Annotated in this window: 18 protein-coding genes and 1 pseudogene; 17 read left to right on the forward strand and 2 right to left on the reverse strand. The window is 70.5% G+C overall.

What is annotated here, in order from left to right; translation table 11 throughout:
- Window positions 1-285: 285 nt before the first annotated feature.
- The 4 genes from ctaC to KK087_RS05035 all read left to right on the forward strand — a co-directional run bounded on the left by ctaC (window position 286) and on the right by KK087_RS05035 (window position 4,890).
- Window positions 286-1,188, forward strand: coding sequence for an aa3-type cytochrome oxidase subunit II (ctaC, locus tag KK087_RS05020; protein WP_307858364.1), 903 nt, complete (start codon window positions 286-288; stop codon window positions 1,186-1,188).
- Window positions 1,189-1,199: 11 nt separating this feature from the next.
- Entirely contained in the window at window positions 1,200-2,936 is a 1,737-nt protein-coding gene (ctaD, locus tag KK087_RS05025; RefSeq protein WP_250893043.1) for an aa3-type cytochrome oxidase subunit I, read from the forward strand.
- Between the two features lie 4 nt (window positions 2,937-2,940).
- On the forward strand, window positions 2,941-3,357 hold the full coding sequence (locus KK087_RS05030; RefSeq protein WP_214529786.1) for a cytochrome c oxidase subunit 4: 417 nt from the start codon (window positions 2,941-2,943) through the stop codon (window positions 3,355-3,357).
- A gap of 159 nt (window positions 3,358-3,516) precedes the next feature.
- Window positions 3,517-4,890: a glucose-6-phosphate dehydrogenase gene (locus KK087_RS05035; protein ID WP_214564413.1), complete on the forward strand. Its 1,374-nt coding sequence runs from the start codon at window positions 3,517-3,519 to the stop codon at window positions 4,888-4,890.
- A gap of 210 nt (window positions 4,891-5,100) precedes the next feature.
- On the opposite strand, the gene KK087_RS05040 is transcribed toward KK087_RS05035, so the two are convergent.
- On the reverse strand, window positions 5,101-7,017 hold the full coding sequence (locus KK087_RS05040) for a glycoside hydrolase family 15 protein (RefSeq protein ID WP_214564414.1): 1,917 nt from the start codon (window positions 7,015-7,017) through the stop codon (window positions 5,101-5,103).
- Window positions 7,018-7,095: 78 nt separating this feature from the next.
- On the reverse strand, window positions 7,096-8,160 hold the full coding sequence (locus KK087_RS05045) for an App1 family protein phosphatidate phosphatase (RefSeq protein WP_214529789.1): 1,065 nt from the start codon (window positions 8,158-8,160) through the stop codon (window positions 7,096-7,098).
- Window positions 8,161-8,416: 256 nt separating this feature from the next.
- Between KK087_RS05045 and KK087_RS17270 the strand changes: the two genes are divergently transcribed.
- From KK087_RS17270 to holA, 13 genes and pseudogenes are all read left to right on the forward strand, one after another.
- The gene (locus KK087_RS17270) at window positions 8,417-8,947 is read left to right on the forward strand and encodes a TetR/AcrR family transcriptional regulator (RefSeq protein ID WP_439647686.1); all 531 of its coding nucleotides are present in this window, start codon (window positions 8,417-8,419) and stop codon (window positions 8,945-8,947) included.
- Between the two features lie 215 nt (window positions 8,948-9,162).
- Window positions 9,163-10,089 carry an ABC transporter ATP-binding protein gene (locus KK087_RS05055; protein ID WP_214529791.1) on the forward strand — a complete coding sequence of 309 codons (927 nt, stop codon included), beginning with the start codon at window positions 9,163-9,165 and terminating at the stop codon, window positions 10,087-10,089.
- Complete coding sequence (locus KK087_RS05060) at window positions 10,086-10,802, forward strand: ABC transporter permease (protein ID WP_214564416.1); 717 nt, start codon at window positions 10,086-10,088, stop codon at window positions 10,800-10,802. The genes KK087_RS05055 and KK087_RS05060 overlap by 4 nt, the downstream gene beginning before the upstream one ends.
- The gene (locus KK087_RS05065; RefSeq protein ID WP_214529793.1) at window positions 10,799-11,527 is read left to right on the forward strand and encodes an ABC transporter permease; all 729 of its coding nucleotides are present in this window, start codon (window positions 10,799-10,801) and stop codon (window positions 11,525-11,527) included. The genes KK087_RS05060 and KK087_RS05065 overlap by 4 nt, the downstream gene beginning before the upstream one ends.
- Window positions 11,524-12,447 carry an ABC transporter substrate-binding protein gene (locus tag KK087_RS05070; RefSeq protein WP_214564417.1) on the forward strand — a complete coding sequence of 308 codons (924 nt, stop codon included), beginning with the start codon at window positions 11,524-11,526 and terminating at the stop codon, window positions 12,445-12,447. Before KK087_RS05065 ends, KK087_RS05070 begins: the two co-directional genes overlap by 4 nt.
- A 284-nt stretch (window positions 12,448-12,731) precedes the next feature.
- Window positions 12,732-14,144: a cytochrome ubiquinol oxidase subunit I gene (locus KK087_RS05075; protein WP_214529795.1), complete on the forward strand. Its 1,413-nt coding sequence runs from the start codon at window positions 12,732-12,734 to the stop codon at window positions 14,142-14,144.
- A gap of 16 nt (window positions 14,145-14,160) precedes the next feature.
- Window positions 14,161-15,165 carry a cytochrome d ubiquinol oxidase subunit II gene (gene cydB / locus KK087_RS05080; protein WP_214564418.1) on the forward strand — a complete coding sequence of 335 codons (1,005 nt, stop codon included), beginning with the start codon at window positions 14,161-14,163 and terminating at the stop codon, window positions 15,163-15,165.
- A 10-nt stretch (window positions 15,166-15,175) separates the two neighbouring features.
- The gene (gene cydD, locus KK087_RS05085; protein ID WP_214564419.1) at window positions 15,176-16,876 is read left to right on the forward strand and encodes a thiol reductant ABC exporter subunit CydD; all 1,701 of its coding nucleotides are present in this window, start codon (window positions 15,176-15,178) and stop codon (window positions 16,874-16,876) included.
- Window positions 16,873-18,561, forward strand: coding sequence for a thiol reductant ABC exporter subunit CydC (cydC, locus tag KK087_RS05090; RefSeq protein ID WP_214564420.1), 1,689 nt, complete (start codon window positions 16,873-16,875; stop codon window positions 18,559-18,561). Before cydD ends, cydC begins: the two co-directional genes overlap by 4 nt.
- A gap of 50 nt (window positions 18,562-18,611) precedes the next feature.
- Complete coding sequence (leuS, locus tag KK087_RS05095) at window positions 18,612-21,167, forward strand: leucine--tRNA ligase (RefSeq protein WP_214564421.1); 2,556 nt, start codon at window positions 18,612-18,614, stop codon at window positions 21,165-21,167.
- 111 nt (window positions 21,168-21,278) lie between these two features.
- Window positions 21,279-22,046, forward strand: coding sequence for a ComEA family DNA-binding protein (locus tag KK087_RS05100; RefSeq protein WP_214564422.1), 768 nt, complete (start codon window positions 21,279-21,281; stop codon window positions 22,044-22,046).
- A 720-nt stretch (window positions 22,047-22,766) separates the two neighbouring features.
- A pseudogene (locus KK087_RS18015) lies at window positions 22,767-23,762 on the forward strand (ComEC/Rec2 family competence protein); the annotation flags it as partial.
- Between the two features lie 700 nt (window positions 23,763-24,462).
- On the forward strand, window positions 24,463-25,482 hold the full coding sequence (gene holA, locus KK087_RS05110; RefSeq protein ID WP_214529871.1) for a DNA polymerase III subunit delta: 1,020 nt from the start codon (window positions 24,463-24,465) through the stop codon (window positions 25,480-25,482).
- Window positions 25,483-25,505 lie beyond the last annotated feature (23 nt).

A 25,505-nucleotide genomic window follows, 5' to 3' on the forward strand; every position in this document is an offset into this window, starting at 1 on the left:
ACAACCCGAACGCGCAGGGCAGCTGCGCGTGCGGCGACAGCTTCCACTGATCGCCAGCTGATCCGACACGCGAGCGGGGAGCGACCGAACGGTCGCTCCCCGCTCGCGTTCTCGTGCGGATCGAGGCCAGAACCGTGTCGCGTGTGCGCGAGCGGTACCGGGCTGCGAGTAAGCTAGGAGTGTTCCAATCAAGCTGGGAGCCAGCATTGAGTCGCCTTCGTGTGGCTCGCCGTCGGACTCGACGGGCTGACCTCCCGAAGCTCAGGTCTTTTGCGAGAGGTAACAGTGCGTTCGAATCGCCGTATACGTTGGGCGGCCGTCCCGGTGGCCGTCGGTCTGGTCATCGCACTGGCTGGCTGCACGCAGCAGCAGATGAACGGATGGCTCCCCGGCACGGAGGAGACGAAGGACGTCACGAACCACACGAGCCGCATCGTCGGCCTGTGGACCACCAGCTGGGTCGTGCTCCTCGCCGTCGGTCTCATCGTCTGGGGCCTCGTCATCTGGGCGGCTATCGTCTACCGCCGCCGGAAGGGCCAGACCGGCCTGCCCGTGCAGATGCGGTACAACATGCCGCTCGAGATCTTCTACACGATCGTGCCGCTGATCCTCGTGCTCGGCTTCTTCGCCTTCACCGCGAAGGACCAGGCCGCGATCGAGAAGCCCTTCGCCGACCCCGACGCCACCGTGCACGTCTACGGCAAGCGCTGGGCGTGGGACTTCAACTACATCAACAAGGACAACCCCGAAGAGAGCGTCTACTACCAGGGCATCCAGGCCCAGGAAGAAGAGAACGCCAACGGGGCGATCGACGAGTCGCAGCTGCCGACCCTCTACCTGCCGCAGGGCAAGAAGGTCGCGATCGAGCTCTCCTCGCGTGACGTCGACCACTCCTTCTGGGTCATCGACTTCCTCTACAAGAAGGACATGCTCCCGGGCAAGACCAACTGGGAGTACTTCATCCCGGAGAAGCTCGGCACGTACCAGGGCAAGTGTGCGGAGCTCTGCGGTGAGTACCACTCGCTGATGCTCTTCCAGGTGAAGGTCGTCACGCCGGCCGAGTACGAGAAGTACCTCGGCACCCTGAAGGACCAGGGCAAGGTCGGCCTGCTCGGTGACGAGTACAACACCAACACCAACGAACCGAACAACAAGGCGCCGGTCGAGGCGTCCAGCGAGAACAAGTAGGGGCTCGTCAGATGACAACGTCACTCGTCGGCCAACCGACCCAGACCTCGTCGCCGGACTTCCAGGCGTCGAAGGTGGGCCGGAAGGGCAACATCGTCGTCCGGTGGATCACCTCCACCGACCACAAGACCATCGGGTACATGTACCTGATCGCGTCGTTCATCTTCTTCCTGCTCGCAGGTGTGATGGCGCTCGTGATCCGTGCCCAGCTCTTCGAACCCGGCCTGCACGTGGTCGCGACGAAGGAGCAGTACAACCAGCTGTTCACGATGCACGGCACGATCATGCTGCTGATGTTCGCGACGCCGCTGTTCTCCGGCTTCGCGAACGCGATCATGCCGCTCCAGATCGGTGCGCCGGACGTCGCCTTCCCGCGACTCAACGGCTTCGCGTTCTGGCTCTACCTGTTCGGCTCGCTCATCGCGGTCGGCGGCTTCCTCACCCCGCAGGGCGCGGCCTCGTTCGGGTGGTTCGCCTACGCGCCACTGAGTGACACGACGTTCACACCAGGGCTCGGCGGCACACTCTGGGTCTTCGGTCTCGGCATGACCGGCTTCTCGACGATCCTCGGTGCGGTGAACTTCATCACCACGATCATCACGATGCGTGCCCCGGGTCTGACCATGTTCCGCATGTCGATCTTCACGTGGAACACCCTCGTGACGGCGCTCCTCGTCCTGATGGCCTTCCCGGTCCTCGCGACGGCGCTCTTCGGCCTCGGGCTCGACCGCGTGTTCGACGCGCAGATCTTCAACCCGGCCAACGGCGGGGCCCTGCTCTGGCAGCACCTGTTCTGGTTCTTCGGGCACCCCGAGGTCTACATCATCGCGCTGCCGTTCTTCGGCATCGTCTCCGAGGTCTTCCCGGTCTTCAGCCGCAAGCCGATCTTCGGGTACAAGACCCTCGTGTACGCGACGATCTCGATCGCGGCCCTGTCGATCACGGTGTGGGCACACCACATGTACGTCACCGGTGGCGTCCTGCTTCCGTGGTTCTCGCTCATGACGATGCTCATCGCGGTCCCGACCGGCGTGAAGATCTTCAACTGGGTCGGCACGATGTGGCGCGGTTCGGTCACGTTCGAGACCCCGCTGCTCTGGGCCCTCGGCTTCCTCATCACGTTCACCTTCGGTGGTCTCACCGGCGTGATCCTGGCGTCGCCGCCGCTCGACTTCCACGTGTCCGACTCGTACTTCGTCGTGGCCCACTTCCACTACGTGGTCTTCGGCACCGTCGTGTTCGCGATGTTCTCCGGGTTCTACTTCTGGTGGCCGAAGTGGACCGGCAAGATGCTCAACGAGCGTCTGGGCAAGATCCACTTCTGGCTCCTGTTCATCGGGTTCCACACCACGTTCCTCATCCAGCACTGGCTGGGCGTCATCGGCATGCCGCGTCGCTACGCGACCTACCTGCCGAACGACGGCTTCACCTGGATGAACCAGCTGTCGACGATCGGCTCGATGATCCTCGCGATCTCGTTCCTGCCGTTCATCTTCAACGTCTACGTGACCGCCCGGAACGCACCGAAGGTCGCCGTGAACGACCCGTGGGGCTACGGCCGCTCGCTCGAGTGGGCGACCTCCTGCCCGCCGCCGCGCCACAACTTCACGTCGATCCCGCGGATCCGTTCGGAGTCCCCGGCCTTCGACCTGAACCACCCCGAGGCCGGTGTGCCGATCGGTGTCGGTCCCGCGAAGGACGCCCCCGATGCCCCGACCTACGACGCCGCGAAGGGCGAGGTGAAGTAAGGCCATGCGCGCCAACACCAACTTGTTCTGGATCCTCTTCGGGTTCTTCATCGTGGCGGACGCCGCGTACACCATCTGGGCGCTGATCTACTACGGCCAGCCCGAGTGGGTGGGCACGGTAGCCATCGGCCTGACCGGCCTGATGTCCGCGTTCATCGCCTTCTACCTCGGCAAGGTGATGTCGTCCCAGGGCGGCGTCCTCCCCGAGGACCGCCCCGACGCCAACATCGAGGACGGCGACGCCGAGCTCGGGCACTTCAGTCCGTGGTCGTGGTGGCCCATCCTGCTGGCCGCCGCGGTCGGCGTCTGCTTCCTCGGCGTCGCCGCCGGCCTGTGGATCGTCCCGATCGGACTCGTCCTCGTGGCGATCACCCTGGTCGGCTGGGTCTACGAGTACTACCGCGGCAACTTCGGGCACTGACCCGGCGCTGCAGCGCACCTGACACTTCGGGCGGCACCACAACGGTGCCGCCCGAAGTGCGTCCGGGGAACGATCTCCCGGTTCGGATCCGGAACAAACGGGCCCGCCCGCGACTTGACTGGAGCGGACCTCCCACCACAGCGAAAGGAGTCACCTCAGGTGACCGACAAGCGCACCCTCATCATCTTCGGCGCGACGGGCGACCTCGCCTCCCGCCTGCTCCTGCCGGGCCTCGGCACGTTCCTGCAGAGCGGCCGTGCCGTCCCCGTGCAGCTGATCGGCACGGGCCGCAGCGAGCGCAGTCCCGAGAAGTGGAAGGACATCGTCACGCAGTCCTTCGCGTCGCAGGACGTCAAGGGGCCAGAGGTCGACACGACCATCGAGTCGACGCAGTTCATCCAGGGCGACCCGACCGACCCGAAGCACCTCGAGGCGCTCCTGGCCGCGGCCGACTCCGAGCCGATCCTGTACTTCGCGCTCCCGCCGCAGATCGCCTCCGACATCTGCGAGGCGCTCCAGCAGGTCGAGCTCCCCGAGGGCACCACGTTGGCGTTCGAGAAGCCCTTCGGCACCGACGTCGCCAGCGCCCAGGCCCTCAACGAGACGGTGCTCAAGCTCGTCCCCGAGGACCGCGTGCACCGCACCGACCACTTCCTCGGCCGCACCACGGTGCTCAACATCATCGGTCTGCGCTTCGCGAACCGCCTGTTCGAGCCGATCTGGAACGCCGAGAACATCGAGAAGGTCGACATCTTCTACGACGAGACCCTCGGTCTCGAGAACCGCGCCCAGTACTACGACGAGGCCGGCGCGATGGTCGACATGATCCAGTCGCACCTGCTGCAGATCCTCGGCCTGGTCACGATGGACGCCCCGGCCGCGATCGACGCGGTCGAGTTCCGCTCGTCGCTCGCCCGGGTCCTGCGTTCCACCCGCCTCAAGGGCGACGACGCGAAGATCGCCTCGCGCCGTGCGGTCTACACCGCCGGCGCCATCGACGGCAAGGAGCTGCCGTCGTACCAGGAAGAGGACGGCGTCGATCCGTCGCGCCAGACGGAGACCCTCGCCGAGATCTCGGTCGAGGTCGACACCGCCCGCTGGGCCGGCGTCCCCTTCACCCTGCGCTCCGGCAAGGCCCTCGGTGCCAGCCGCAAGGAGGTGCTGATCACCTTCAAGCCGGTCACGCGCCTGCCCTCCGGTCTGACCGGTCGCCCGAAGACCGACACGCTCCGCATCGTCCTGAACCCGGACGAGATCGAGCTGTCGGTGTCGGCCAACGGCGGCGGCAACCCGTTCGAGATGGGGCAGGTCACCCTGTCGTCCTCGTTCAGCGACGGTGAGCTCACCCCGTACGGCGAGGTCCTGAACGGCATCTTCCACGACGACCCGCTGCTCTCGATCCGCGGCGACGTGGCCGAGCGCTGCTGGGAGATCGTGGAGCCGGTCGTCGCCGCGTGGAAGGCCGACGAGGTCCCGCTCGAGGAGTACCGCGCCGGCTCGCGCGGCCCGGCGGACTGGGAGTCGTCGTCCTGACGGACGCGCCCTGACGTCGTGAACGCGACGCCCTGACGGACGGGAGGCCCGGTGCCAGCTGGCACCGGGCCTCCCGTCCGTCGTGGTGTCGGCTTCGGGGCATCGCACGACGCCGTCGTGTCGTTGCGACGCCGCCAGATCCGGCGGCGTCTCGACGGCTTCGAGGTGTCTCGCGAAGACGACGGCGTCTGCACGGGGTGGAGCCAGGCGTCAGGCGGGGGAGCCGGCGCGGCCGCCCTCACCGGTCCACGACCTGGTGCCGCCGTCGTGCAGGGGCAGCCGTGTGCGGTGCCCGATCCGCCGACCGTGTGCGCGCTCGATCGCGTCGGCCGCGGACACGAGCGTCAGGTGCGACAGCACCTGCGGGGTGTTGCCGATGTGGTGGCCGGTGGCGACGTCGATCTCCTCGGACAGCATGCCGACGTCGTTCGCGTACCCGACGAGCACGTCCATCAGATGCTCGGCGTCTGCGACGCGGCCCGAGGCGGCGTACTGCTCCACCAGCCAGAACGAGCACGCGAGGAACGGGTGCTCGGCACCGGAGAGTCCGTCGAAGCCCGCGGTGGTGCGGTAGCGGAGCACGAGGCCGTCGTCCCCGACCCGGAGGTCCTCCTCGATCGCGCGCACCGTTCCCGTCATCCGGGGGTCGTCCGCACGGCAGAACCCGACCTGTGGCAGGACGAGCAGGCTCGCGTCGACCTCGTCGGTGTCGTAGTGCTGGCGGAAGGATCCGCGGCCGGCGTTCCAGCCGTGTTCCTCGATCTCGGCGCGGACGGTGTCGCGGAGTGTGCGCCAGCGTTCGACCGGCCCCTCGAGGCCGAACTCCTCGACGGCGGCGACCCCGCGGTCGAAGGCCGCCCAGATCATCACCCGGGAGTGCGTGAAGCTGCGCCGTGGGCCGCGCATCTCCCAGATGCCGTTGTCCGGCTCCTGCCAGTGCTCCTCGACGTAGCCGAGCAGGGCACGCTGCAGTGCCCAGGAGTCGGCGTTCTCCTCGACCCCGAGCTCGCGCGCGTCGTGCAGTGCCGCGAGCACCTCGCCGAAGACGTCGCCCTGGTACTGGGTGGAGGCACCGTTGCCGATCCGCACCGGGGTGGACCCGAGGTAGCCCGGGAGCTCGGGCAGCTCCCGTTCGGGCAGCTCGCGTTCCCCGGCGATTCCGTACATGATCTGGACGTCCGCGGGGTCGCCGGCGATCGCACGGAGCAGCCAGCCGCGCCAGTGCGTGGCCTCGTCCCGGTAGCCGTGGGCGATGAGCGAGGCGAGCGCGAGGGAGGCGTCGCGGAGCCAGACGTAGCGGTAGTCCCAGTTGCGTTCGCCGCCGGGGTCCTCGGGCAAGCCCGTGGTCGCGGCGGCGACGACGCCACCGGTCTCGCCGTGGGTCATCGCGCGGAGGAACACCAGCGACCGTCGTGCGGCGTCGGCGTACCGGCCGCTGGTCTGCGCTGGGGCGGTCCACGCCGTCCACCACTGCACCGTGTGGGCGAGGGCCGCGTCGACGTCGAGCGGCTCCGGCGGCTCGCGGTGCGACGGGTACCAGGTGAGCACCGTGTCGAGCACGTCGCCGTCGTGGATCGTCGTGACGGCGGTGTGTCGGTGGTCGTCGGCGCGGAACTGCGGGCCCCGGACGATCACCGATCCCGGACCGGCTGTCGCGAGCAGCGCCGGTTCGTCGTCGTCCCCGATCTGCCGGATCCACGGCAGTGCGCGCGCGTAGTCGAACCGGATCCGGAGCGTCTGCCGGAGCTCGACGGTGCCGCGGAGCCCACGCACCCGCCGCACGATCGAGGGGCGGTGCGCTCCGACGGGCATGAACTCGGTGACCTCGACCACGCCGTCACGGGTCGTCCAGACGGTCGAGAGCACCAGGGTGTCGCCGTCGTACTTCCGCTCGGCGGTCGCGTCGCCGTCGACGGGCCGCAGGCTCCAGTGTCCGTGGTCCTCGGTGCCGAGCAGCGAGGCGAACGTGGACGAGCTGTCGAAGCGCGGCAGGCACGCCCAGTCGATCGTCCCGTCACGGCCGACCAGGGCCGCCGTGCCGGTGTCGCCGATCAGGGCGTGGTCCTCGATGCGGTTCGGCGGTGTGTGCGGTGCGGCTGTGGGCGGTGCGGCCGGCTCGGTGCTCATGGACCGATCGAACACCCGCGGCCCGGGCGTCGCGCTCGGTGGAGCCTGTCCCGGACCGTGCCCGGGATGAGGGGTCGCTCAGGCCGGGTCGGAGGCGTCGGACTCGATGATGCCGACCCGCGCGAGCTCGCTCCACAGCCCGGCACCGTCCGGGGCGTAGACCCAGGGGGCCGAGGAGTCACGCGAGCGCTCCTGCGCCCGCGAGCGGCCACCGGCCAGGACGGCCTCGCTCGTGGACAGCTGCCGGATGGCGACGCCCGCGACGTTGTCCGGGTGTTCACGCGAGAAGTCTCCGTAGAGGGTCTCGTCGTGCTGGCCGTCGTCGCCGACGAGCAGCCAGCGGATGTCCGGGAAGTCCTTCGCGAGCCGCCGGAGGTTCTCCTGCTTGTGCAGCTGCCCGCTGCGGAAGAACCGGTCGTGCGTGGGCCCCCAGTCGGTGAGCAGCAGGGTGCCGGACGGGTACATGTTGCGCGACAGGAAGCGCTGCAGCGTCGGGGCGACGTTCCACGCGCCGGTCGACAGGTACACGGTGGGCGAACCGGGGTGCTGCGCGAGGATCCGTTCGTACAGCACGGACATGCCGGGCACGGGGCGACGGGCGTGCTCGGTCAGGACGAACGAGTTCCAGGCTGCCAGCATCGGGCGGGGGAGCGAGGTCACCATCACGGTGTCGTCGATGTCGGACAGCAGCCCGAAGCGGGTGTCCGGGTGCACGACGAAGACGTCCGCCTCGACGTCACGCCCGCCACCAGCTGACAGCCGTACGGTGCGCCAGCCCGGCTCGAGGTCGATCGGGACGATGGTGTCGACGACGCCTCCGCGGTCGGTCTCGACCACGTGGGAGACGCCTCCGGCGGTGACGGTGACCTCGGCGTGGTCGACGGCGACGCTCGTGAAGCTCTTCCAGCCGCGGACGCCGGCGTACGAGACGTCGGAGGCGAGACCGCGGCGCGTCAGCAGGACCCGGCAGAGGATGCGCACCCAACCGGGTGCGCCGTAGCCGGTGTAGGGGACCACCGTGGGGACGAGGCCGCGACGACGTGCGCGCTGCTCGCGGAACTCCTGGACGGCGTCCTCGATGCGGGCCGCGCGGTGCAGGAGCGGCTCGGCCAACGACGGCTCGTGGGGCGTCGGGTCGGGCATGGCGCCATCATCCCATGTGCGGCTGTCGAAACCACGCGCCGAGCGGGAACTGGTGAGTCGCAGCCACGTTCCAGGCGGCTTCTGCGAAAGTTGTCCCCGTCACACCAACGAACCGCGCTGGAGCGCAAGAGGAGAACACGTGCTCGTCACCGAGGTAACGAACGCTCTGCCGGGGGGATCATCACTGCTCAGGAACGAGCCGGTCCAAGCCCGCAGTTCGGCGCGCCTCGCCGGCCTCCTCGACGCCGCTGCCGCGGTGATCGACGAGATCGGGTTCGAGCGGCTCACGACCGCCATGGTCGCCGAGCGGGCGGGGGCGTCCATCGGCACCGTCTACCGGTACTTCCCGGATCGCATCGCCGTCGTCGAGGCGCTGGCCATCCGCTGCACCCAGCGGCTCGCGTCCCGCTTCGTGGAGGCGCTCGACGCCAGCGCCGCGGAGACCTGGCAGGACGCCAACGACGCGCTCATCGACGTGACCGCCGAGATGTACCGCACGGAGCCGGGCTTCCGGGCCATCCGGTTCGGCGACCCCGCCGACACCGGCACCGGTGACGCCGAGGACCGGATGGGCGCACTCGGTGCCACCGTCGGTCAGATCATGCGCGACCGCTTCGGTCTGCCGGACGACGAGCACATCGCACGCGCCTGGGTCGTGCTCGCCGAGTCCGGCCACGCGGTGCTGGCGCGGGCGCACCGCGACCGCGAGCACCCCGACACGGAGCTGATCGAGGAGTACCGCCGGATGAACCGCGCCCACCTGGAATCGGTGATCGCCGCGTCCTGACCACCGCGCCACGCCGCGCGACCGATCCGATCCCGCCCGCGTCTCCGAACAGGAGGCGCGGGCGGCGTCGTCCCGCCCCGTCGCGTCGTGCGCGGCGCACCTCCACCGCCGTCCGCCCCCAATGGATGGGTCATGCATCGTCACAACGAACCGATGTCGGTCCTCCCGGGTACTCTCATCCGAAGTCGGGCTACCTCCGAACAGAAGGGCACCCCATGATCGAGTTCCGCTCGGTGCGCAAGACCTACCCGGACGGCACGACTGCGGTCGAGCACTTCGATCTGGTCATCCCGTCCCGCACCACCACCGTCTTCGTCGGATCCAGCGGTTGTGGCAAGACCACGCTGCTCCGCATGATCAACCGCATGGTCGACCCCACCTCGGGGACGGTCGAGATCGACGGATCGGACGTCGCCGGGATCAACCCGGTCGAGCTCCGTCGTCACATCGGCTACGTCATGCAGAACTCCGGACTCCTGCCGCACCGCAAGGTCGTCGACAACATCGCGACGGTCCCGCTGCTGACCGGCGTCTCCAAGGCCGACGCGCGCACGCGCGCCCTCGAACTGATGGACACCGTCGGGCTCGACCGCGCGTTCGCCGACCGCTACCCGTCCCAGCTCTCCGGCGGCCAGCAGCAGCGCGTCGGTGTCGCCCGCGGGCTCGCCGTCGACCCGAACATCCTCCTCATGGACGAGCCGTTCGGTGCCGTCGACCCCCTGGTGCGCAACGACCTGCAGGACGAGCTCATCCGCCTGCAGCGCGAACTCGGCAAGACCGTCGTCTTCGTGACGCACGACATCGACGAGGCGTTCAAGCTCGGCGACCAGGTCGTCATCCTCAAGAAGGGCGGCGAGATCGCCCAGCAGGGGACGCCCGCCGAGATCCTCGCCGCACCGGCCGACGACTTCGTCGCCACCTTCATCGGCGCGGGCCGCGGTCGACGCGCGCTCCGGGTCGAGCAGACCCCGACCGGCCCGATCGTCGTCGACGGTGAAGGTCGTGCCGCCGGCGTGCTGACGGGCCCCGTCGGGGTCGTCGACGCCGCCGAGGCCGTGCCGCAGTCCGACTCCCGAGCAGCAGAGGCCGGAGCGTCGCACGACGCACCGGGTGCTCCGGCGCAGGGTGGGGGCACCCGGTGAAGTGGGTGCTGGCGAACCTCGACACGATCTGGGACAACACGCTCTCCCACCTCGCGATCGCGATCCCGCCGATCATCATCGCGTTCCTGCTGTCGATCCCGATCGGCTGGCTCGTGGTCCGGTTGCAGCAACCCGGGGGATCGCGCCTCGCATCCGGGGTCGGCGGCAGCATCGTGACCCTCGCCGGTCTGCTGTACGCGATCCCGTCGCTCGCCCTGTTCGTCGCGCTGCCGGGGATCATCGGCACCGACCTGCAGAGCCCGGTCAACGTCGTCATCGGCCTGACCCTGTACGGCCTCGCACTGATGGTCCGGTCCACGGTGGACGGCCTGACCTCGGTCGACGCGGAGACCAAGTCCGCCTCGACCGCGATGGGCTACTCGTCGGCGCAGCGGTTCTTCCGGGTGGAGCTCCCGCTCGCCGGTCCGGTGCTGCTCGCCGGGCTCCGGGTGGTCGCGGTGTCCACGATCTCGCTCACCACGGTCGGCGCGGTCCTCGGCATCCCGAGTCTCGGCCTGCTGTTCACCGACGGCCTGGGGCGCGGGATCTACGAGGAGATCCTCTCCGGCATCGTCATGGTGCTCGTGCTCGCGTTCGCCCTCGACGGGCTCCTCGTGCTGCTCGGGCGCCTGGTGATGCCGTGGACCCGGACGGACTCGGTGTCGCGCCGACAGGCCCGCCGCGTCCTGCAAGCAGCGGAGGTCTCCTCGTGATCATCGGTCAGGCCTTCGCGTGGGTGCTCGACCCCACGAACTACGGCGGGTACAACGGCATCCCCCAGCGCCTCTGGGAGCACGTCTGGATCACGCTGCTCGCGGTCCTCATCGCCGCGGTCATCGCCGTTCCGGTCGGCTACGCGATCGGCCACACCCGTCGTGCCCGTGGCTTCTCGATCGCGGTGTCCGGCGGGGTGCGGGCACTCCCGACGCTCGGCGTGCTCTCGCTGTTCGGTCTGCTGCTCGGCATCGGGCTGCAGGCTCCCTTGCTCGCCCTCGTCATCCTGGCGATCCCCTCCGTGCTCGCCGGTGCGTACTCCGGCATCGAGTCCGTCGACCCGGTCGTCGTCGACGCCGCGAAGGCGCAGGGCATGACCGGGTGGCAGATCCTCTGGAAGGTCGAGATCCCGCTCGGGCTCCCGCTGCTGATCGGTGGGATCCGCGCCGCCGTGCTGCAGGTCGTCGCGACGGCCACGCTCGCCGCGTACGTCGGGGCCGGGGGCCTCGGCGGGTACTTCTTCCTCGGGCTGAAGACCCAGGACTACGCCGAGATGCTCGGCGCCTCCATCCTCGTGATCGCGCTCGCGATCGCGTTCGAGATCGTGTTCGCCGTGCTGCAGCGGGCGGCGGTGCCGAAGGGCACCGCGGACCCGTCGGCCCGACAGCGTCAGGGGTCGCGTGAGCGAGCCCGCAATCCACTCCCGGAAGGAAATCCCTCGTGATCACAGCACCCAAGATCCGCGCCGGCGTCGCCGCCGCGATGGCGGTGGGCGTCGTCGCCGCCCTCGCCGGCTGCGCGTCGAGCGACCCGCTCGACAGCGGTTCCAGCGGCTCGTCCGACTCGAAGACCATCGTCGTCGGCTCGCAGCAGTACTACTCGAACGAGATCATCGCCGAGCTCTACGCCCAGGTCCTCGAGAAGGACGGCTTCGACGTGAAGCGCAACTTCAACATCGGACAGCGCGAGGTCTACATCCCGCAGCTCGAGAAGGGCGCCATCGACGTCATGCCGGAGTACAGCGGCAACCTGCTGCAGTACTTCGACAAGGAGTCCGATGCGAAGACCGCCGACCAGATCGACGACGGGCTCGACGAGGCCCTGCCGAAGGGCCTCCGCGTCCTCGACGAGGCCGCCGCGACCGACCAGGACAGCTACACCGTCACGAAGAAGTTCTCCGAGGACAACGACGTCACGAGCCTGGCCGACCTGAAGAACGTCGACGAGAAGCTCACCGTCGGGGCGAACTCCGAGAACCAGACCCGTCCGTACGGGCCGGAGGGACTCAAGTCGGTCTACGGCGTCGACGTCGACTTCAAGGCGATCGAGGACGGCGGCGGTGCCCTGACCGTCAAGGCGCTCAAGGACGGCACCGTCCAGCTGGCCGACATCTACACGGCCGACCCGAGCATCAAGGCGAACGGCTTCGTCACGCTGGAGGACCCGGAGAACCTGATCCTCCCGCAGAACGTCGTCCCCGTGGTGTCGGACAAGGTCGACGAGAAGGCCGCAGACGCGATCGACTCGGTCAACGAGAAGCTCTCGACCGAGGCCCTGATCGCGCTCAACACCAAGAGCACGGCCGACAAGGAGAAGGCGTCCACCATCGCCGAGGACTGGCTCAAGGCCGAGGGCCTGCTGTAAGCACAGCACCACATCTGCACCACGAACAAAGCGACAGGCGTCGGGTATCTACCCGGCGCCTGTCGTCGTTCGCGCAAGGGGCAACGCGAACATCCGTGCCGCACGGTTGTGCCGTGCAGACGCTTTGCACGTTTGTGCACAGCGAGGTTCTACAAGTTGTCGAATCGGGGTGCCCCGCGATAGCGTTGGGGTGTCCCAAGGGCTGTGACACCTGATGTATCCGTTCCACAGGAAGCAACTGACGTGCACGAACAGCGCGCGGCCACCCGTCTCGGAATCGCCGCATGAACGACCTCCTCGATCCGCTCCTCCTGTCGCGGTGGCAGTTCGGTCTGACGACCATCTACCACTTCCTCTTCGTCCCGCTGACGATCGGCATGGCAGCCGTCGTGGCCGTGTTCCAGACCGCCTGGTACCGGACCGGCCGCGCGCACTACCTGCAGCTGACGCGGTTCTTCGGACGGATCTTCCTGATCAACTTCGCCATGGGTGTCGTGACGGGCATCGTGCAGGAGTTCCAGTTCGGCATGAACTGGTCGAACTACTCGCGCTTCGTCGGTGACGTCTTCGGTGCACCGCTCGCGCTCGAGGGCATCCTGGCGTTCTTCTTCGAGGCGGCGTTCATCGGCATCTGGATCTTCGGCTGGGACCGCCTGCCGAAGGGGCTCCACCTGGCGAGCATCTGGTGCGTGAGCGCGGGCACGATCATGTCGGCCTACTTCATCATCGCGGCGAACGCCTTCATGCAGCACCCGGTCGGCTTCGCGATGAACGAGGCCAAGGGCCGTGCGGAGCTCACCGACATCTGGGCGGTGCTCGGCAACAAGGTGGCGCTGGCGGCGTTCCCGCACACGCTCTTCGCGTGCTTCATGGTCGCCGCTGCGGTCATCATCGCGGTGGCGGCGTACCACCTGGCCCGCAACCAGAACCTCGAGACGATGATGCCGGCGCTGAAGTTCGGCATGTGGACCATGGTCGCTGCCGGCGCCCTGACCGTCCTGACCGGCGACCAGCTCGGTCTGACCATGGTCGACACCCAGCCGATGAAGATGGCGGCTGCCGAGGCGCTGTACAACACGGCGACCGGCAAGGACGCCTCGTTCTCGATCTTCACGCTCGGCACACCGGACGGCGTCCACGAGCTGTTCTCGATCCGGGTGCCGTACCTGCTGTCGTTCCTGTCGACACACACGTTCAACGGCACGGTCGAGGGCATCAACGACCTGCAGGCGCAGTACACCGAGGTGTACGGCCCGGGGGACTACAAGCCGATCATCTGGGTCACCTACTGGTCGTTCCGATGGATGATCGCCCTCGGTGTCGGCGCGGTGCTGGTCTCGCTGGCCGGCCTGTGGCTGACCCGCAAGGGACGGTTCCCGACGCAGCGCTGGATCTGGCGCATCGCCACCTGGACCGTGCCGCTGCCGATGGCCGCGATGATCGTCGGCTGGATCTTCACCGAGATGGGGCGCCAGCCGTGGCTCGTGTTCGGGCTGCTCCAGACGAAGGACGGCGTGTCCCCGAACGTGACCGGGCTCGAGGTCCTGATCTCGCTGCTGGTCTTCACCCTGATCTACGGCTCACTGGCCGTCGTCGAGTTCAAGCTCATCAAGAAGGTCGCGCAAGAGGGGCCCGCCGACCCGGCCGAGGTCGACGAGGAGACCGGCGAGGTCAAGCACGAAGTGACGGTCTACTAGAAATGGACGCTGCCTGATGGATCTCCCTGTTCTCTGGTTCGCGATCGTCGGCGTCTTCTTCGTCGGCTACTTCGTCCTCGACGGGTTCGACTTCGGTGTCGGCATGTCCCTGCCGTTCCTCGGCAAGGACGACACCGACCGTCGCGTCCTGATCAACACCATCGGCCCGGTCTGGGACCTCAACGAGACCTGGGTCATCGTGGCCGGGGCGTGCCTGTTCGCGGCGTTCCCCGAGTGGTACGCCACGATGTTCTCCGGCTTCTACCTGGCGCTGCTGCTCATCCTCGCCGCGCTCATCGCCCGCGGGGTGTCGTTCGAGTACCGGCACCAGAACAAGCACCTCGAGTGGAAGCGCCGCTTCGACCTGATGATCATCGTCGGCAGTGCCGTGCCGTCGTTCCTGTGGGGCGTCGCCTTCGGCAACGTCGTCCGCGGCATCCCGATGGACGCCGGGCACAACTACACGGGCACGATCTTCGACCTGCTCAACCCGTTCGCGCTGCTGACCGGTGTCGCGACGCTGCTGGTGTTCTTCACCCACGGGGTCGTCTTCGTCGCGCTGAAGACCGAGGGCGAGATCCGTGAGCGCGCCAAGCGCCTGGCGACCCGGGCCGGCGTCCTCACGATCGTGGTCGGCGCCGCGTTCCTGGTGTCGATGGCGTTCGTCCGTGCCACCCCGGCGTCACTGGTGCTCTCCGTGGTCGCCGCCCTGGCGCTCGTGCTGGCGGTGCTCTGCAACGCCTGGGGCAAGGAGGGGCGTGCGTTCACCCTCATGGCGATCACCATCGCGGCGATCGTGCTCGCGATGTTCACGGCGATCTTCCCCGACGTGATGCCCGCGTCGAACGACGTCGCGAACAGCCTGAACGTGTACAACGCCTCGTCCGGGTCCTACACCCTGACGGTGATGAGCTGGGTCGCGCTGATCTTCGTGCCCCTGGTCTTCGCGTACCAGGCGTGGACCTACTGGGTGTTCCGCAAGCGCGTCTCCCGCGCTCAGATCACCGCGGCCGCGCACTAGGCGGACGCCGATGAAGCCCCTCGACCCCCGACTCCTGCGGCTGTCCCGGACGGCGCGCGGCTTCATCGTCGCCGCCGCCGGCACCGGGGTCCTCCGCACGGTCGCGACCATCGCGATCGCGTGGGGGATCGCCGCGGCGGTCACCCTCGGGGTCGACGCCGTCGGTGACGGCGCGGTCCCGGCGGCGTTCGGGCAGGCGCTCGCACTGCTCGGCGGGGCGTTCGCACTCCGCGCCCTGGCCGCATGGGCCACCGACGACCTGGCGGCCCGTGCGGCGGCGAGGGTGAAGAGCGAGATGCGCACGACGGTGCTCGCCCGCGCCGCGGAGCGCGGTCCGTCGTGGCTCGCCGGGCGCTCGAGCGCGGGGTTCGCCACGACGCTCGGCCCCGGACTCGACGCGCTCGACGCCTACTTCGGCCGGTACCTGCCGCAGCTCGCGCTCACGGCGATCGCGACGCCCGTGCTCCTGGTCGCGATCGGCCTGGCCGACCTGACCAGCGGGCTGATCATCCTGTTCGCCCTGCCGGTGATCCCGGTCTTCATGATCCTGATCGGTCTGGCGACGCAGGCGCTGCAGCGGAAGCAGTCGGACGCGCTCTCCCGGCTCGGCGGCGCCTTCACCGAGGCGGTCGAGGGGCTCGCCACGCTCAAGGTCTTCGGCCGGGCCCGTCGCCAGGTCGGTCGCATCGGCGCGGTCACCGACGAGTACCGTCGTGGCACGATCGGGGTGCTCCGGTTGTCCTTCGTCAGCGGGTTCGCGCTCGAGCTCGCGGCGAGCCTGTCCGTCGCGCTCGTCGCCGTCTCGATCGGCATCCGGCTGGTCGACGGCTCGCTCGGTCTGGGGGCCGCGATGTTCGTGCTCGTCCTCGCACCGGAGGCCTTCGCCCCGATCCGCCAGGTCGGAGCCGACTTCCACGCCGCCCAGGACGGCGTCGAGGCCTCGGCCGCGGTACTCGACGTCCTGGCCGACGACGAGATCGCATCCCCGTCCGCGACCGGCAGCAGCAGCGGCAGTGGGACCGACAACGGGACCCACGCAGACCCCGCCGCGGCCGCACCCGCACCCGCCACCGCCCTCGACGTCCGCGGGCTCATCGTCCGCCGCCCGGAGGCCGAGATCGGTCCGTTCGACCTGCACGCCGAGGCCGGCGCCGTCGTCGTGCTCGCCGGACCGAGCGGGTCCGGCAAGTCGAGCATCATCGCCGCACTCCGCGGCGTCCTGCCGCACGACGGCACCGTGGCGGTGCCCGGCGCCCCGGGTGCGACCGTCGCCGAGCGCACCACCTGGGCCGACCAGCGTCCCCGTCTCGTGCGCGGGACCATCGCCGAGAACGTCGCGCTCAGCGCGACCCCCGACGACGCCGACGTGCGTGCCGCGCTGCGGGACGCGGGGCTGGGACTCGACCCGGGCCTCCCGGTCGGCGCCGGCGGCAGCGGCCTGTCCGGCGGCCAGGCGCAGCGCGTCGCGGTCGCACGCGCGCTGTACCGGGCGCGGCGCGCCGGCACGCCCCTGGTCCTGCTCGACGAGCCGACGTCCGCGCTGGACGCCGAGGCCGAGGCGTGCGTCATCGGGGCCGTGCGCGGCATCGCGGCCGACGGCGCGGTCGTCGTCGTCGCCAGCCACCGGCCGGCGGTCGTCGCCGCTGCCGACGTCCGCGTGGACGTCGGCGCCGACGGATCCGTGACGGTCCGCAGGGGGGTGCGCGCATGAGCCGGGAGGCCCGTGGGCAGTCCGTCCTGCGGCTCGCCATGCCGCACGGGCCGGGTTGGGCGAAGGCGGTGGCCGCCGGGTCCCTCAGCGCCGTCTGCGCCGTCGCGCTCCTCGCCGCGAGCGGCTACCTCATCACCCGTGCCGCCGAGCACCCGCCGATCCTCTACCTGACGCTCGTGATGGTCGGGGTGCGGGCCTTCGCCCTCGGGCGGGCCGTGCTGCGGTACGTCGACCGGCTCGCCGGGCACGACGCCTCGTTCCGGCAGCTCGCCGTCGTGCGGACCGAGATGTACCGGCGGCTCGCGTCCGTCGCGCCCGCCGGCCTCGGTCGGACCGGTCGAGGCGACCTGATGACGCGCCTCGTCACCGACACCGACCGGCTGCAGGACCTGCCGATCCGCGTGGTCGGGCCGCTCGTGTCCGCCGGCGTCGTCGCCCTGCTGTCGGTCGTCGCGGTGGCGCTCGTGTCGGTGCCAGCGGCGGTCGTGCTGGTCCTCGCGCTGGCGGTCGCGGCCCTGGTCGGCACCATCGTCACCCGCGCGATCGCCGACCGCTCGGACCGCGAGACCGCCGCCGACCGGGGCCGCGTCGCCGACCTCGTGCTCGACACGGTCCGCACGCTCGACGTCTTCGCCGCGTACGGCACCCTCGACGAGCGGCTCGCGCACATCGCCCGGCTCGACGCCGGCGTGACCCGGGCCGTCCGGCGCCGTGGCACGGTCGAGTCGCTCGTCGGGGCACTCGTGGGCCTGGTCGGCGGCGGTGCCGTCATCGGGATCCTCGCCGTCGGGGCCCCGGCCGTGGTCTCCGGCGCACTGGACGGCCCGCTCTGGGCGCTGACGGTCTTCGTGCCGCTGGCGCTGTTCGAGGTCGTCGGGACCGTCCCGCTCGCCGTCCTGACACTCCGACGCGTGCGTGCTGCTGCCGAACGCGTCGAGCAGGTCGTACCGGCCGAGGTGCCAGCGGGCATCGTCCCCGAGCCCGACGACGACGCCGATGCGGCGTCGCTCGCGGTCGAGGGCCCGGTCACGCTCGCCGTGCAGGACCTCACGGTCCGCTGGCCCGGGGCGGCCGAGCCCGCGGTCGACGGGGTCTCGTTCACGCTCGCCCCCGGCGAGGTCGTCGTGCTCGAGGGGCCGAGCGGCGCGGGCAAGTCGACCCTGGTCGACGCGCTCGTGCGGTTCGTGGAGCACGAGGGCTCCTACACGCTCGACGGCGTCGAGGCGAAGGCGATGCACCCGGACGCGGTCCGGGCCCGGGTCGGGCTGATCGAGCAGGACCCGTTCGTGTTCGACCAGTCGGTGCGGCAGAACCTGCTCTTCGCCCGCGACACCGCGACCGACGAGGAACTGCTCGCCGTGCTCGACCGGGTCGGGCTGGGTGACTGGGTCGTCCGGCGCGGCGGGCTCGACGCCTCGGTGGGGGAGCGCGGCGTGCTCGTGTCCGGCGGGCAGGCGCACCGCCTCGCGCTGGCCCGGGCGCTGCTGCACGCGTTCCCGGTGCTGGTGCTCGACGAACCGACCGCCGACGTCGACCCCGACCTCGGCGACACCGTGCTCCGCGACCTCGTCACCACGGCCCGCGCAGCGGGCCGGACGGTCGCGATCGTGTCGCACGTGCCGGTGGCGCCGGACCTGGTCGACCGCACCCTGCGGATGCGGGACGGACGCCTGCTCGTGCCGTGAGCCGACGGGCGGACGCGGGACGGGCCTCCCGGCTTGTATCGTTGACGACCGTGACCACCGAGCAGCACGCCGAGGACCCGAACGCCTACGACTTCCGTCGTATCCAGGAGAAGTGGCAGCCCCGCTGGGAAGAGCTCGGGCTCTTCACCACCGACCTCGACGACACGCGTCCGCGCAAGTACATCCTCGAGATGTTCCCGTACCCGTCCGGCGACCTGCACATGGGGCACGCCGAGAACTGGGCGCTCGGGGACTTCGTCGCGCGCTACTGGCGCCAGCAGGGCTTCAACGTGCTGCACCCGATCGGCTGGGACTCCTTCGGACTGCCGGCCGAGAACGCTGCCATCAAGCGCGGGGTGGACCCGAAGGACTGGACGTACGCGAACATCGAGCAGCAGAAGGCGTCCTTCAAGCGCTACGCGCCGTCGTTCGACTGGACCACCGAGATCCACACCTCGGATCCCGAGTACTACAAGTGGAACCAGTGGCTGTTCCTGAAGATGTACGAGAAGGGCCTGGCGTACCGCAAGGACAGCTGGGTCAACTGGGACCCGGTGGACCAGACCGTGCTCGCGAACGAGCAGGTCCTGCCCGACGGCACCTCGGACCGCTCCGGCGCCGTCGTCGTGAAGAAGAAGCTCACGCAGTGGTACTTCAAGATCACCGAGTACGCCGACCGGCTGCTCGACGACCTGAACCAGCTCGAGGGGCGGTGGCCGGCGAAGGTCATCGCGCAGCAGCGCAACTGGATCGGCCGCTCGGTCGGCGCCGACGTCGACTTCGTGATCGAGGGCCGCGACGAGCCCGTCACGGTGTTCACCACGCGCCCGGACACGATCCACGGGGCGACGTTCCTGGTGGTGGCACCGGACTCCGACCTGGCGGCATCGCTGGTTTCGTCGGCTCCGGACGACGTCCGTGCTGCGTTCGATTCGTACCTGGTCGCCACCCAGAAGACCTCCGAGATCGACCGGCAGAACGCCGACCGGCCGAAGACCGGTGTGCCGCTCGGCCGCTCCGCGATCCACCCGCTGACGGGGGAGCGCCTGCCCATCTGGGCCGCCGACTACGTCCTCGCCGACTACGGCCACGGCGCCGTGATGGCCGTGCCGGCGCACGACCAGCGCGACCTCGACTTCGCGCGGGCGTTCGACCTGCCCGTCAAGGTCGTCGTCGACACGAACGCCGCCGTCACCGGGTCGATCCCGGTGATCCCCGAGGGCGCCACGATCGAGGACTTCGACGTGCCGACCCTCGACCCGGTCGCCACGGGCGAGGCGCTGACCGGCCAGGGCCGGATGATCAACTCCGGGCCGCTCGACGGCATGTCGAAGCAGCACGCCATCACCGCGGCGATCGCGCTGCTCGAGGAGCGCGGGACCGGCCGTGCCGCCAAGACCTACCGCCTGCGCGACTGGCTCATCTCGCGCCAGCGCTTCTGGGGCACCCCGATCCCGATCATCCACGGCGCCGACGGCACCGAGCACCCGGTGCCCGAGGACCAGCTGCCGATCGTGCTGCCGGACACCGAGGGCCTCGACCTCAAGCCGAAGGGCACGTCGCCGCTCGGTGGCGCGACCGACTGGGTGAACGTCCCGAACCCCGTCGACGGCACCCCGGCGCTCCGCGACACCGACACGATGGACACCTTCGTCGACTCGTCGTGGTACTTCCTGCGGTTCCTGTCGGCGAACGACGACACCCAGGCCTTCGACCCCGCAGCCGCCCGCCGTTGGGCCCCGGTCGACCAGTACATCGGCGGCATCGAGCACGCGATCCTGCACCTGCTCTACGCCCGCTTCGTCACCAAGGTCCTGTTCGACCTCGGCTACCTCGACTTCACCGAGCCGTTCTCGGCGCTGCTCAACCAGGGCATGGTGCTGTCCGGCGGCTCGAAGATGTCGAAGTCGAAGGGCGGCGTCTCGCTCGGTGACGAGCTCGACGCGAACGGCGTCGACGCCATCCGCCTGGTGATGGGGTTCGCCGGCCCGCCGGAGGACGACATCAACTGGGAGGACGTCTCACCGTCCGCCTCGGCTCGGTTCCTGGCGCGCGCGTACCGCCTGTCGCTCGACGTCACGTCGTCGCGCGACGCCATGTGGGCCGACGGCGACCGGGCACTCCGCCAGGTCACGCACCGGTTCCTCGCCGACGCCCCAGGGATGATGGAGTCGTTCAAGTTCAACGTCGTGATCGCGCGACTGATGGACCTGGTCAACGTCACCCGCAAGGCGATCGACAGCGGCCCCGGCGCCGGTGACCCCGCCGTCCGTGAGGCCGTCGAGACCATCGCGCTCGGCCTGAGCGTCTTCGCGCCGTACACCGGCGAGGAGATGTGGGAGAAGCTGGGCTACGACGCGACCGTCGCCACGTACGGCTGGCGGAAGGCCGACCCGACGCTGCTCGTGCAGGAGACCCTGACGGCCGTGGTGCAGGTCAACGGCAAGGTGCGTGACTCGTTCGAGGTGTCGAAGTCGATCGAGGCGGACGAGCTCGAACAGCTCGCTCGCTCCTCGGCGAACGTGCAGCGGTACATCGGTGACCGCGAGATCGTGAAGGTGATCGTCCGGGCCCCGAAGCTCGTGAACATCGCCATCAAGGGGTAGCGCCCGCCGTCCCTGTCGTCGTCCCTCCACAGCAGGGGCGTGCGCGGCGCCCGTCCACGGGTGTGCCCTCCGGAGCCCGGCCGATCGGCCGGGCTCCGTAGCGTTCGGGGCATGTCATCGCCGTCGTCTCCCGGGCCGTGGTGTTCCCGCCTGGTGCTGTCACCGCGGGCCGCCGTGGTCCTGGCGGCGGTCGTGGTGGTGGTCGCCGTCGTCGTGGTCCTCGTCGGGGCACTGGCACCGCGTGGGGACGAAGGGACCCTGGGATCCGGCGGGGCTGTCGTGCGTGGGGCGCCGACAGCCGAGGCGGGTGGGGTGTCGGGCGCTCCGTCGTCGCCGCCCTCAGGGGGCGCTGCCGGTGCCGATGCGGGTCCTGCCGCGTCGTCCGCCCCCGATGCCGGTCGTGTCCTCGTGCACGTGCTCGGGGCCGTGCGGCGCGACGGTGTGGTCGAGCTGCCGGCGACGAGTCGCGTCGGGGACGCGATCGACCGAGCCGGTGGGGCGACCGACGATGCCGACCTCGATCGGATGAACCTGGCCCGAGTGCTGACGGACGGTGAACGTCTGTACGTGCCGCGGGTCGGGCAACAGGAGGTGCCCGACCCGCTCGGGCCGGTGACCGGCGGTGACACCACGGGGTCGCCGGCGAACGGTGCTGGTGCCGGGGGTGCCGCGAGCGGGGCCGATGCTGCCGTCGTCGACCTGAACACCGCCGACCTGACGGCGCTCGAGACCCTGCCCGGTATCGGCCCGGGGCTGGCCGGACGGATCATCGCCTGGCGTGACGAGCACGGCCGCTTCACCTCGATCGAGGACCTGCTCGACGTCAGCGGCATCGGAGACCTCCGGTTCGCCGAACTCCGCGATCGCGTGCGGGTCTGAGAGCCGCGCGTGCAGCTCGCTCCGAGTGCGATCGACCTGCGGGTCGCGGTGCCGGTGGCCGCCGCCTGGATCCTGACCGCCCTGCTCGTCGGAGCGCCGGACGTGGCACTCGTGGTCGGTGGGGTCGCGGCGCTCCTGACCAGCGTGAGCGGCACCGTGCTCCGGTGGCGACAGGGCGCCGGGGTCGTGCCGGTCGTCGCCGGGCTGGTGCTCGTCGCCGGGGCGCTGACCACGCTGCTCGCGGTGTCGGCCACCGTGGGGGAGTCCCGACGGGCTCCGGAGCCGCTGCGCGCCCTCGTCGACGGCCCGGGTGCCGGGCGGGTCGACATCGAGGCGGTGTTGTCCCGCGACCTCGTGCCGGGGGACAGCTCCGTCCCCGCGACGCTCGTGCGTGCCGACGGACTCGACGGTCTCCGTGCGCCCGTCCGGCTCGTCCCCGACCTGCACGGTGACGCGCCCGACGACGTGCTGGCGGCAGGGGCTCGGGTCACCGGGACCGCCGCCGTGCAGCCGGACGAACCCGGATCGGCGACCGCGTTCGTGGCGTTCCTGCGGGGAACGCCGTCGTCGGAGCCTCCCGACGGGCTGCTCGCCGCCACCGACACCGCGCGACAGGCGTTCGTCCGGGCCACGGCCGACCTGCCGCAGCCCGGCGCGGCACTGCTGCGGGGGTTGGCGATCGGCGACCGCTCCGGCCTCGACCCGGGGACCGAGGCGGCGATGGAGACCGCGGCGCTGACACACCTGACGGCGGTCTCCGGGGCGAACTGCGCGGTGGTGGTGGGGCTGGTGGTCGTCCTCGGCCGCGCCTGCGGTCTGCCGCGGGGGCTCCGGGCCGCGGTGGCCGTCGTGGTGCTCCTGGTGTTCGTCGTCCTGGTGCGGCCCGACCCCTCGATCGTCCGCGCGGCGGTGATGGCGATCGTGGTGCTCGTCGTGCACCTCGCCGGTCGACCGGTCCGTGGCGTCCCGCTCATCGCCCTCGCGGCGATCGGCATGCTCGTGGTGGACCCCTGGTTCTCGCGGTCGTTCGCGTTCGCCCTCTCCGTGCTCGCCACCAGCGGGATCGTGGTGCTCGGCCCACCGCTCACCGAGTTGCTGGCCCGCCGACTGTGGACGCCGGTGGCCGCTGCGCTGGCGATCCCCGTCGCGGCACAGGTGGCGTGCTGGCCCGTGACGATCCCGTTGTCGGCGGCGCTCCCGACCTACGCGGTGCCGGCGAACCTGCTCGCGGAACCGTTCGCACCGGTCGTCACCGTGATCGGGCTCGCGGCGTGCGTCCTCGCGCCGCTGTGGCCAGCGGGCGCGCAGGTGCTCGCTGCCGTCGCGTGGGTACCCGCCGCTGCCGTCGGGGGCATCGCCCACGCGGCGGCGGCCCTGCCGTACGCCTCGGCATCTTGGCCGGCCGGGGCGCCGGGTGTCGCGGCCGCCGCGCTGGTGTGCGGCTGCATCGCGACGGCGGTGCTGGTCCGGGGGCGGATCGGCTCCCGGTTGCTGCTCGCCGCCGGGGTGAGCGTCGTGGTCGGCGTCGCGGCGGTGACCGTGCCGGTGCTCGTGGTCCGGGGGTCGGTCCCGGGCGACTGGTCGATCGCGGCGTGCGACGTCGGCCAGGGGGACGCCGTGCTGCTCCGGGGCGGCGACGCCGTGGCGCTCGTGGACACCGGCGACGACGAGGGACGACTCCGCGCGTGCCTGGACCTGCTCGGGATCACCCGGATCGACGTGCTCGTCCTCACGCACTTCGACCGCGACCACGTCGGGGCGGCGGGGGCGGTGTCCGGCATGGTCGAGACCGCCCTGGTCGGTCCCGTCGGCCGGGCATCGGACGGCCGGGTCGTCGACGACCTGCGGGGTGCCGGTGTCGACGTCCGTGCGGCGGACGACCGGGTCTCCGGCAGCCTCGGGCCGCTCGGGTGGCGCGTGGTGTGGCCCCGGGCCGGCGACCGCGACTCCGGCAACGACGCGAGCATCGTGCTGGTCACGGGGCCAGCGGACGGGGAGCCCTGCGCCACGTGCCTGACCGGGGTCTTCCTCGGTGACCTGGGGGAGTCGTCGCAGCGCCGGCTGCGGATCTCCGGCGCGCTGCCGGCGGGGCCGATCGACGTCGTGAAGGTGGCGCACCACGGCTCGGCGGACCAGGACCCCGAGCTCTACCGGGGGCTCACCGCGCGAGTCGGGCTCATCGGGGTCGGCGCGGACAACACCTACGGGCACCCGACCGCGTCCGCGCTCGGCATGCTCGAGGCCGCGGGCACGGTTCCGCTCCGCACCGACGAACGCGGCACGGTGGTGCTCGCCCGCTCCGGTACCGATGCGGTGCGGGTGTGGACGGAGCACCCGCCGTCGGCGGCCGCCCGTAGGATCGTCGGTGCACCACTCGACCCGGCACCGTCCGGGCCGGCACCACCGGAAGGACCAAATGGCCGCCAAGAAGCCCGCGCGCGCCGCAGCGAAGATCGACCAGGTGCCCTGGTCGGGGATCCGTCCGGCGCCCGTCGTGCTCATCACCGGGCCCGAAGCGTTCCTCGCCGACCGCGCCCGCGGTGTGCTGAAGGACCTGCTGCAGGGCGAGGACCCCGCGCTCGAGGTGCACGACCTCGAAGCCGACCAGTACGCCCCCGGCCTGCTCTCCACCCTCGCCAGCCCGTCGCTGTTCGGCGAACCGCGGCTCGTGCAGGTCACGAACGTCGAGAAGTGCACCGACGCCTTCATCACGGAGACGATCTCGTACCTGCAGGCACCTGCCGACGACGTCACCCTGGTGCTCCGGCACGGCGGCGGCGTGCGCGGCAAGAAGCTGCTCGACACGATCCGCAGCGGTGTCGGCGGCGGGGTCGAGGTGCTGTGCGACGAGCTCAAGCGCGAGACCGACCGCATCGACTTCGTGAACGCCGAGTTCCGCGCCGCACGACGCCGCATCGCGCCGTCGGCCGTGCGCACGCTGGTCACGGCCTTCGCCGACGACCTCGCCGAGCTCGCAGCCGCGTGCCGGCAGCTCCTGGCGGACGAGGCCGACGAGATCACCGACAAGGTCGTCGACAAGTACTACGGCGGGCGGGTCGAGACGAACGCGTTCAAGGTCGCCGACATCGCCCTCGCGGGCCGGTCCGCACCGGCGATCGTGGAGCTCCGGCACGCCCTGGCCACCGGCGAGGCACCCGTGCCGATCGTCGCCGCGTTCGCGAGCAAGATCCGCACGATGGCGAAGGTCAGTGCCTTCCGGGGCCCGAGCGGTCAGGCGGCCTCGGCTCTCGGCATGGCGCCCTGGCAGGTGCAGCGCGCGCAGCGTGACGTCGCCGGGTGGAGCGAGTCCGGGTTGGCCAACGCGATCATCAGCATCGCCGAGGCGGACACCGCGGTGAAGGGTGGCTCGCGCGACGCGCACTACGCGCTCGAGGTCATGGTCCGCACCATCGCCCGACGCGGCGAGCCCCGCTGAGGCGAGTCGGGCCTCCCGGCCGT

This window comes from Curtobacterium aurantiacum, assembly GCF_018598555.1.
GTDB lineage: Bacteria > Actinomycetota > Actinomycetes > Actinomycetales > Microbacteriaceae > Curtobacterium > Curtobacterium aurantiacum.

What these genes read in the sequence shown, in the direction of transcription:
- cydD (WP_214564419.1), top strand. Translation starts at nt 15,176, where the DNA reads ATGAAGCCCCTCGACCCCCGACTCCTGCGGCTGTCCCGGACGGCGCGC.
- KK087_RS05040 (WP_214564414.1), bottom strand. Translation starts at nt 7,017, where the DNA reads ATGAGCACCGAGCCGGCCGCACCGCCCACAGCCGCACCGCACACACCG.
- KK087_RS05055 (WP_214529791.1), top strand. Translation starts at nt 9,163, where the DNA reads ATGATCGAGTTCCGCTCGGTGCGCAAGACCTACCCGGACGGCACGACT.
- holA (WP_214529871.1), top strand. Translation starts at nt 24,463, where the DNA reads ATGGCCGCCAAGAAGCCCGCGCGCGCCGCAGCGAAGATCGACCAGGTG.
- KK087_RS05030 (WP_214529786.1), top strand. Translation starts at nt 2,941, where the DNA reads ATGCGCGCCAACACCAACTTGTTCTGGATCCTCTTCGGGTTCTTCATC.
- KK087_RS05075 (WP_214529795.1), top strand. Translation starts at nt 12,732, where the DNA reads ATGAACGACCTCCTCGATCCGCTCCTCCTGTCGCGGTGGCAGTTCGGT.
- KK087_RS05100 (WP_214564422.1), top strand. Translation starts at nt 21,279, where the DNA reads ATGTCATCGCCGTCGTCTCCCGGGCCGTGGTGTTCCCGCCTGGTGCTG.
- KK087_RS05045 (WP_214529789.1), bottom strand. Translation starts at nt 8,160, where the DNA reads ATGCCCGACCCGACGCCCCACGAGCCGTCGTTGGCCGAGCCGCTCCTG.
- ctaD (WP_250893043.1), top strand. Translation starts at nt 1,200, where the DNA reads ATGACAACGTCACTCGTCGGCCAACCGACCCAGACCTCGTCGCCGGAC.
- cydC (WP_214564420.1), top strand. Translation starts at nt 16,873, where the DNA reads ATGAGCCGGGAGGCCCGTGGGCAGTCCGTCCTGCGGCTCGCCATGCCG.
- cydB (WP_214564418.1), top strand. Translation starts at nt 14,161, where the DNA reads ATGGATCTCCCTGTTCTCTGGTTCGCGATCGTCGGCGTCTTCTTCGTC.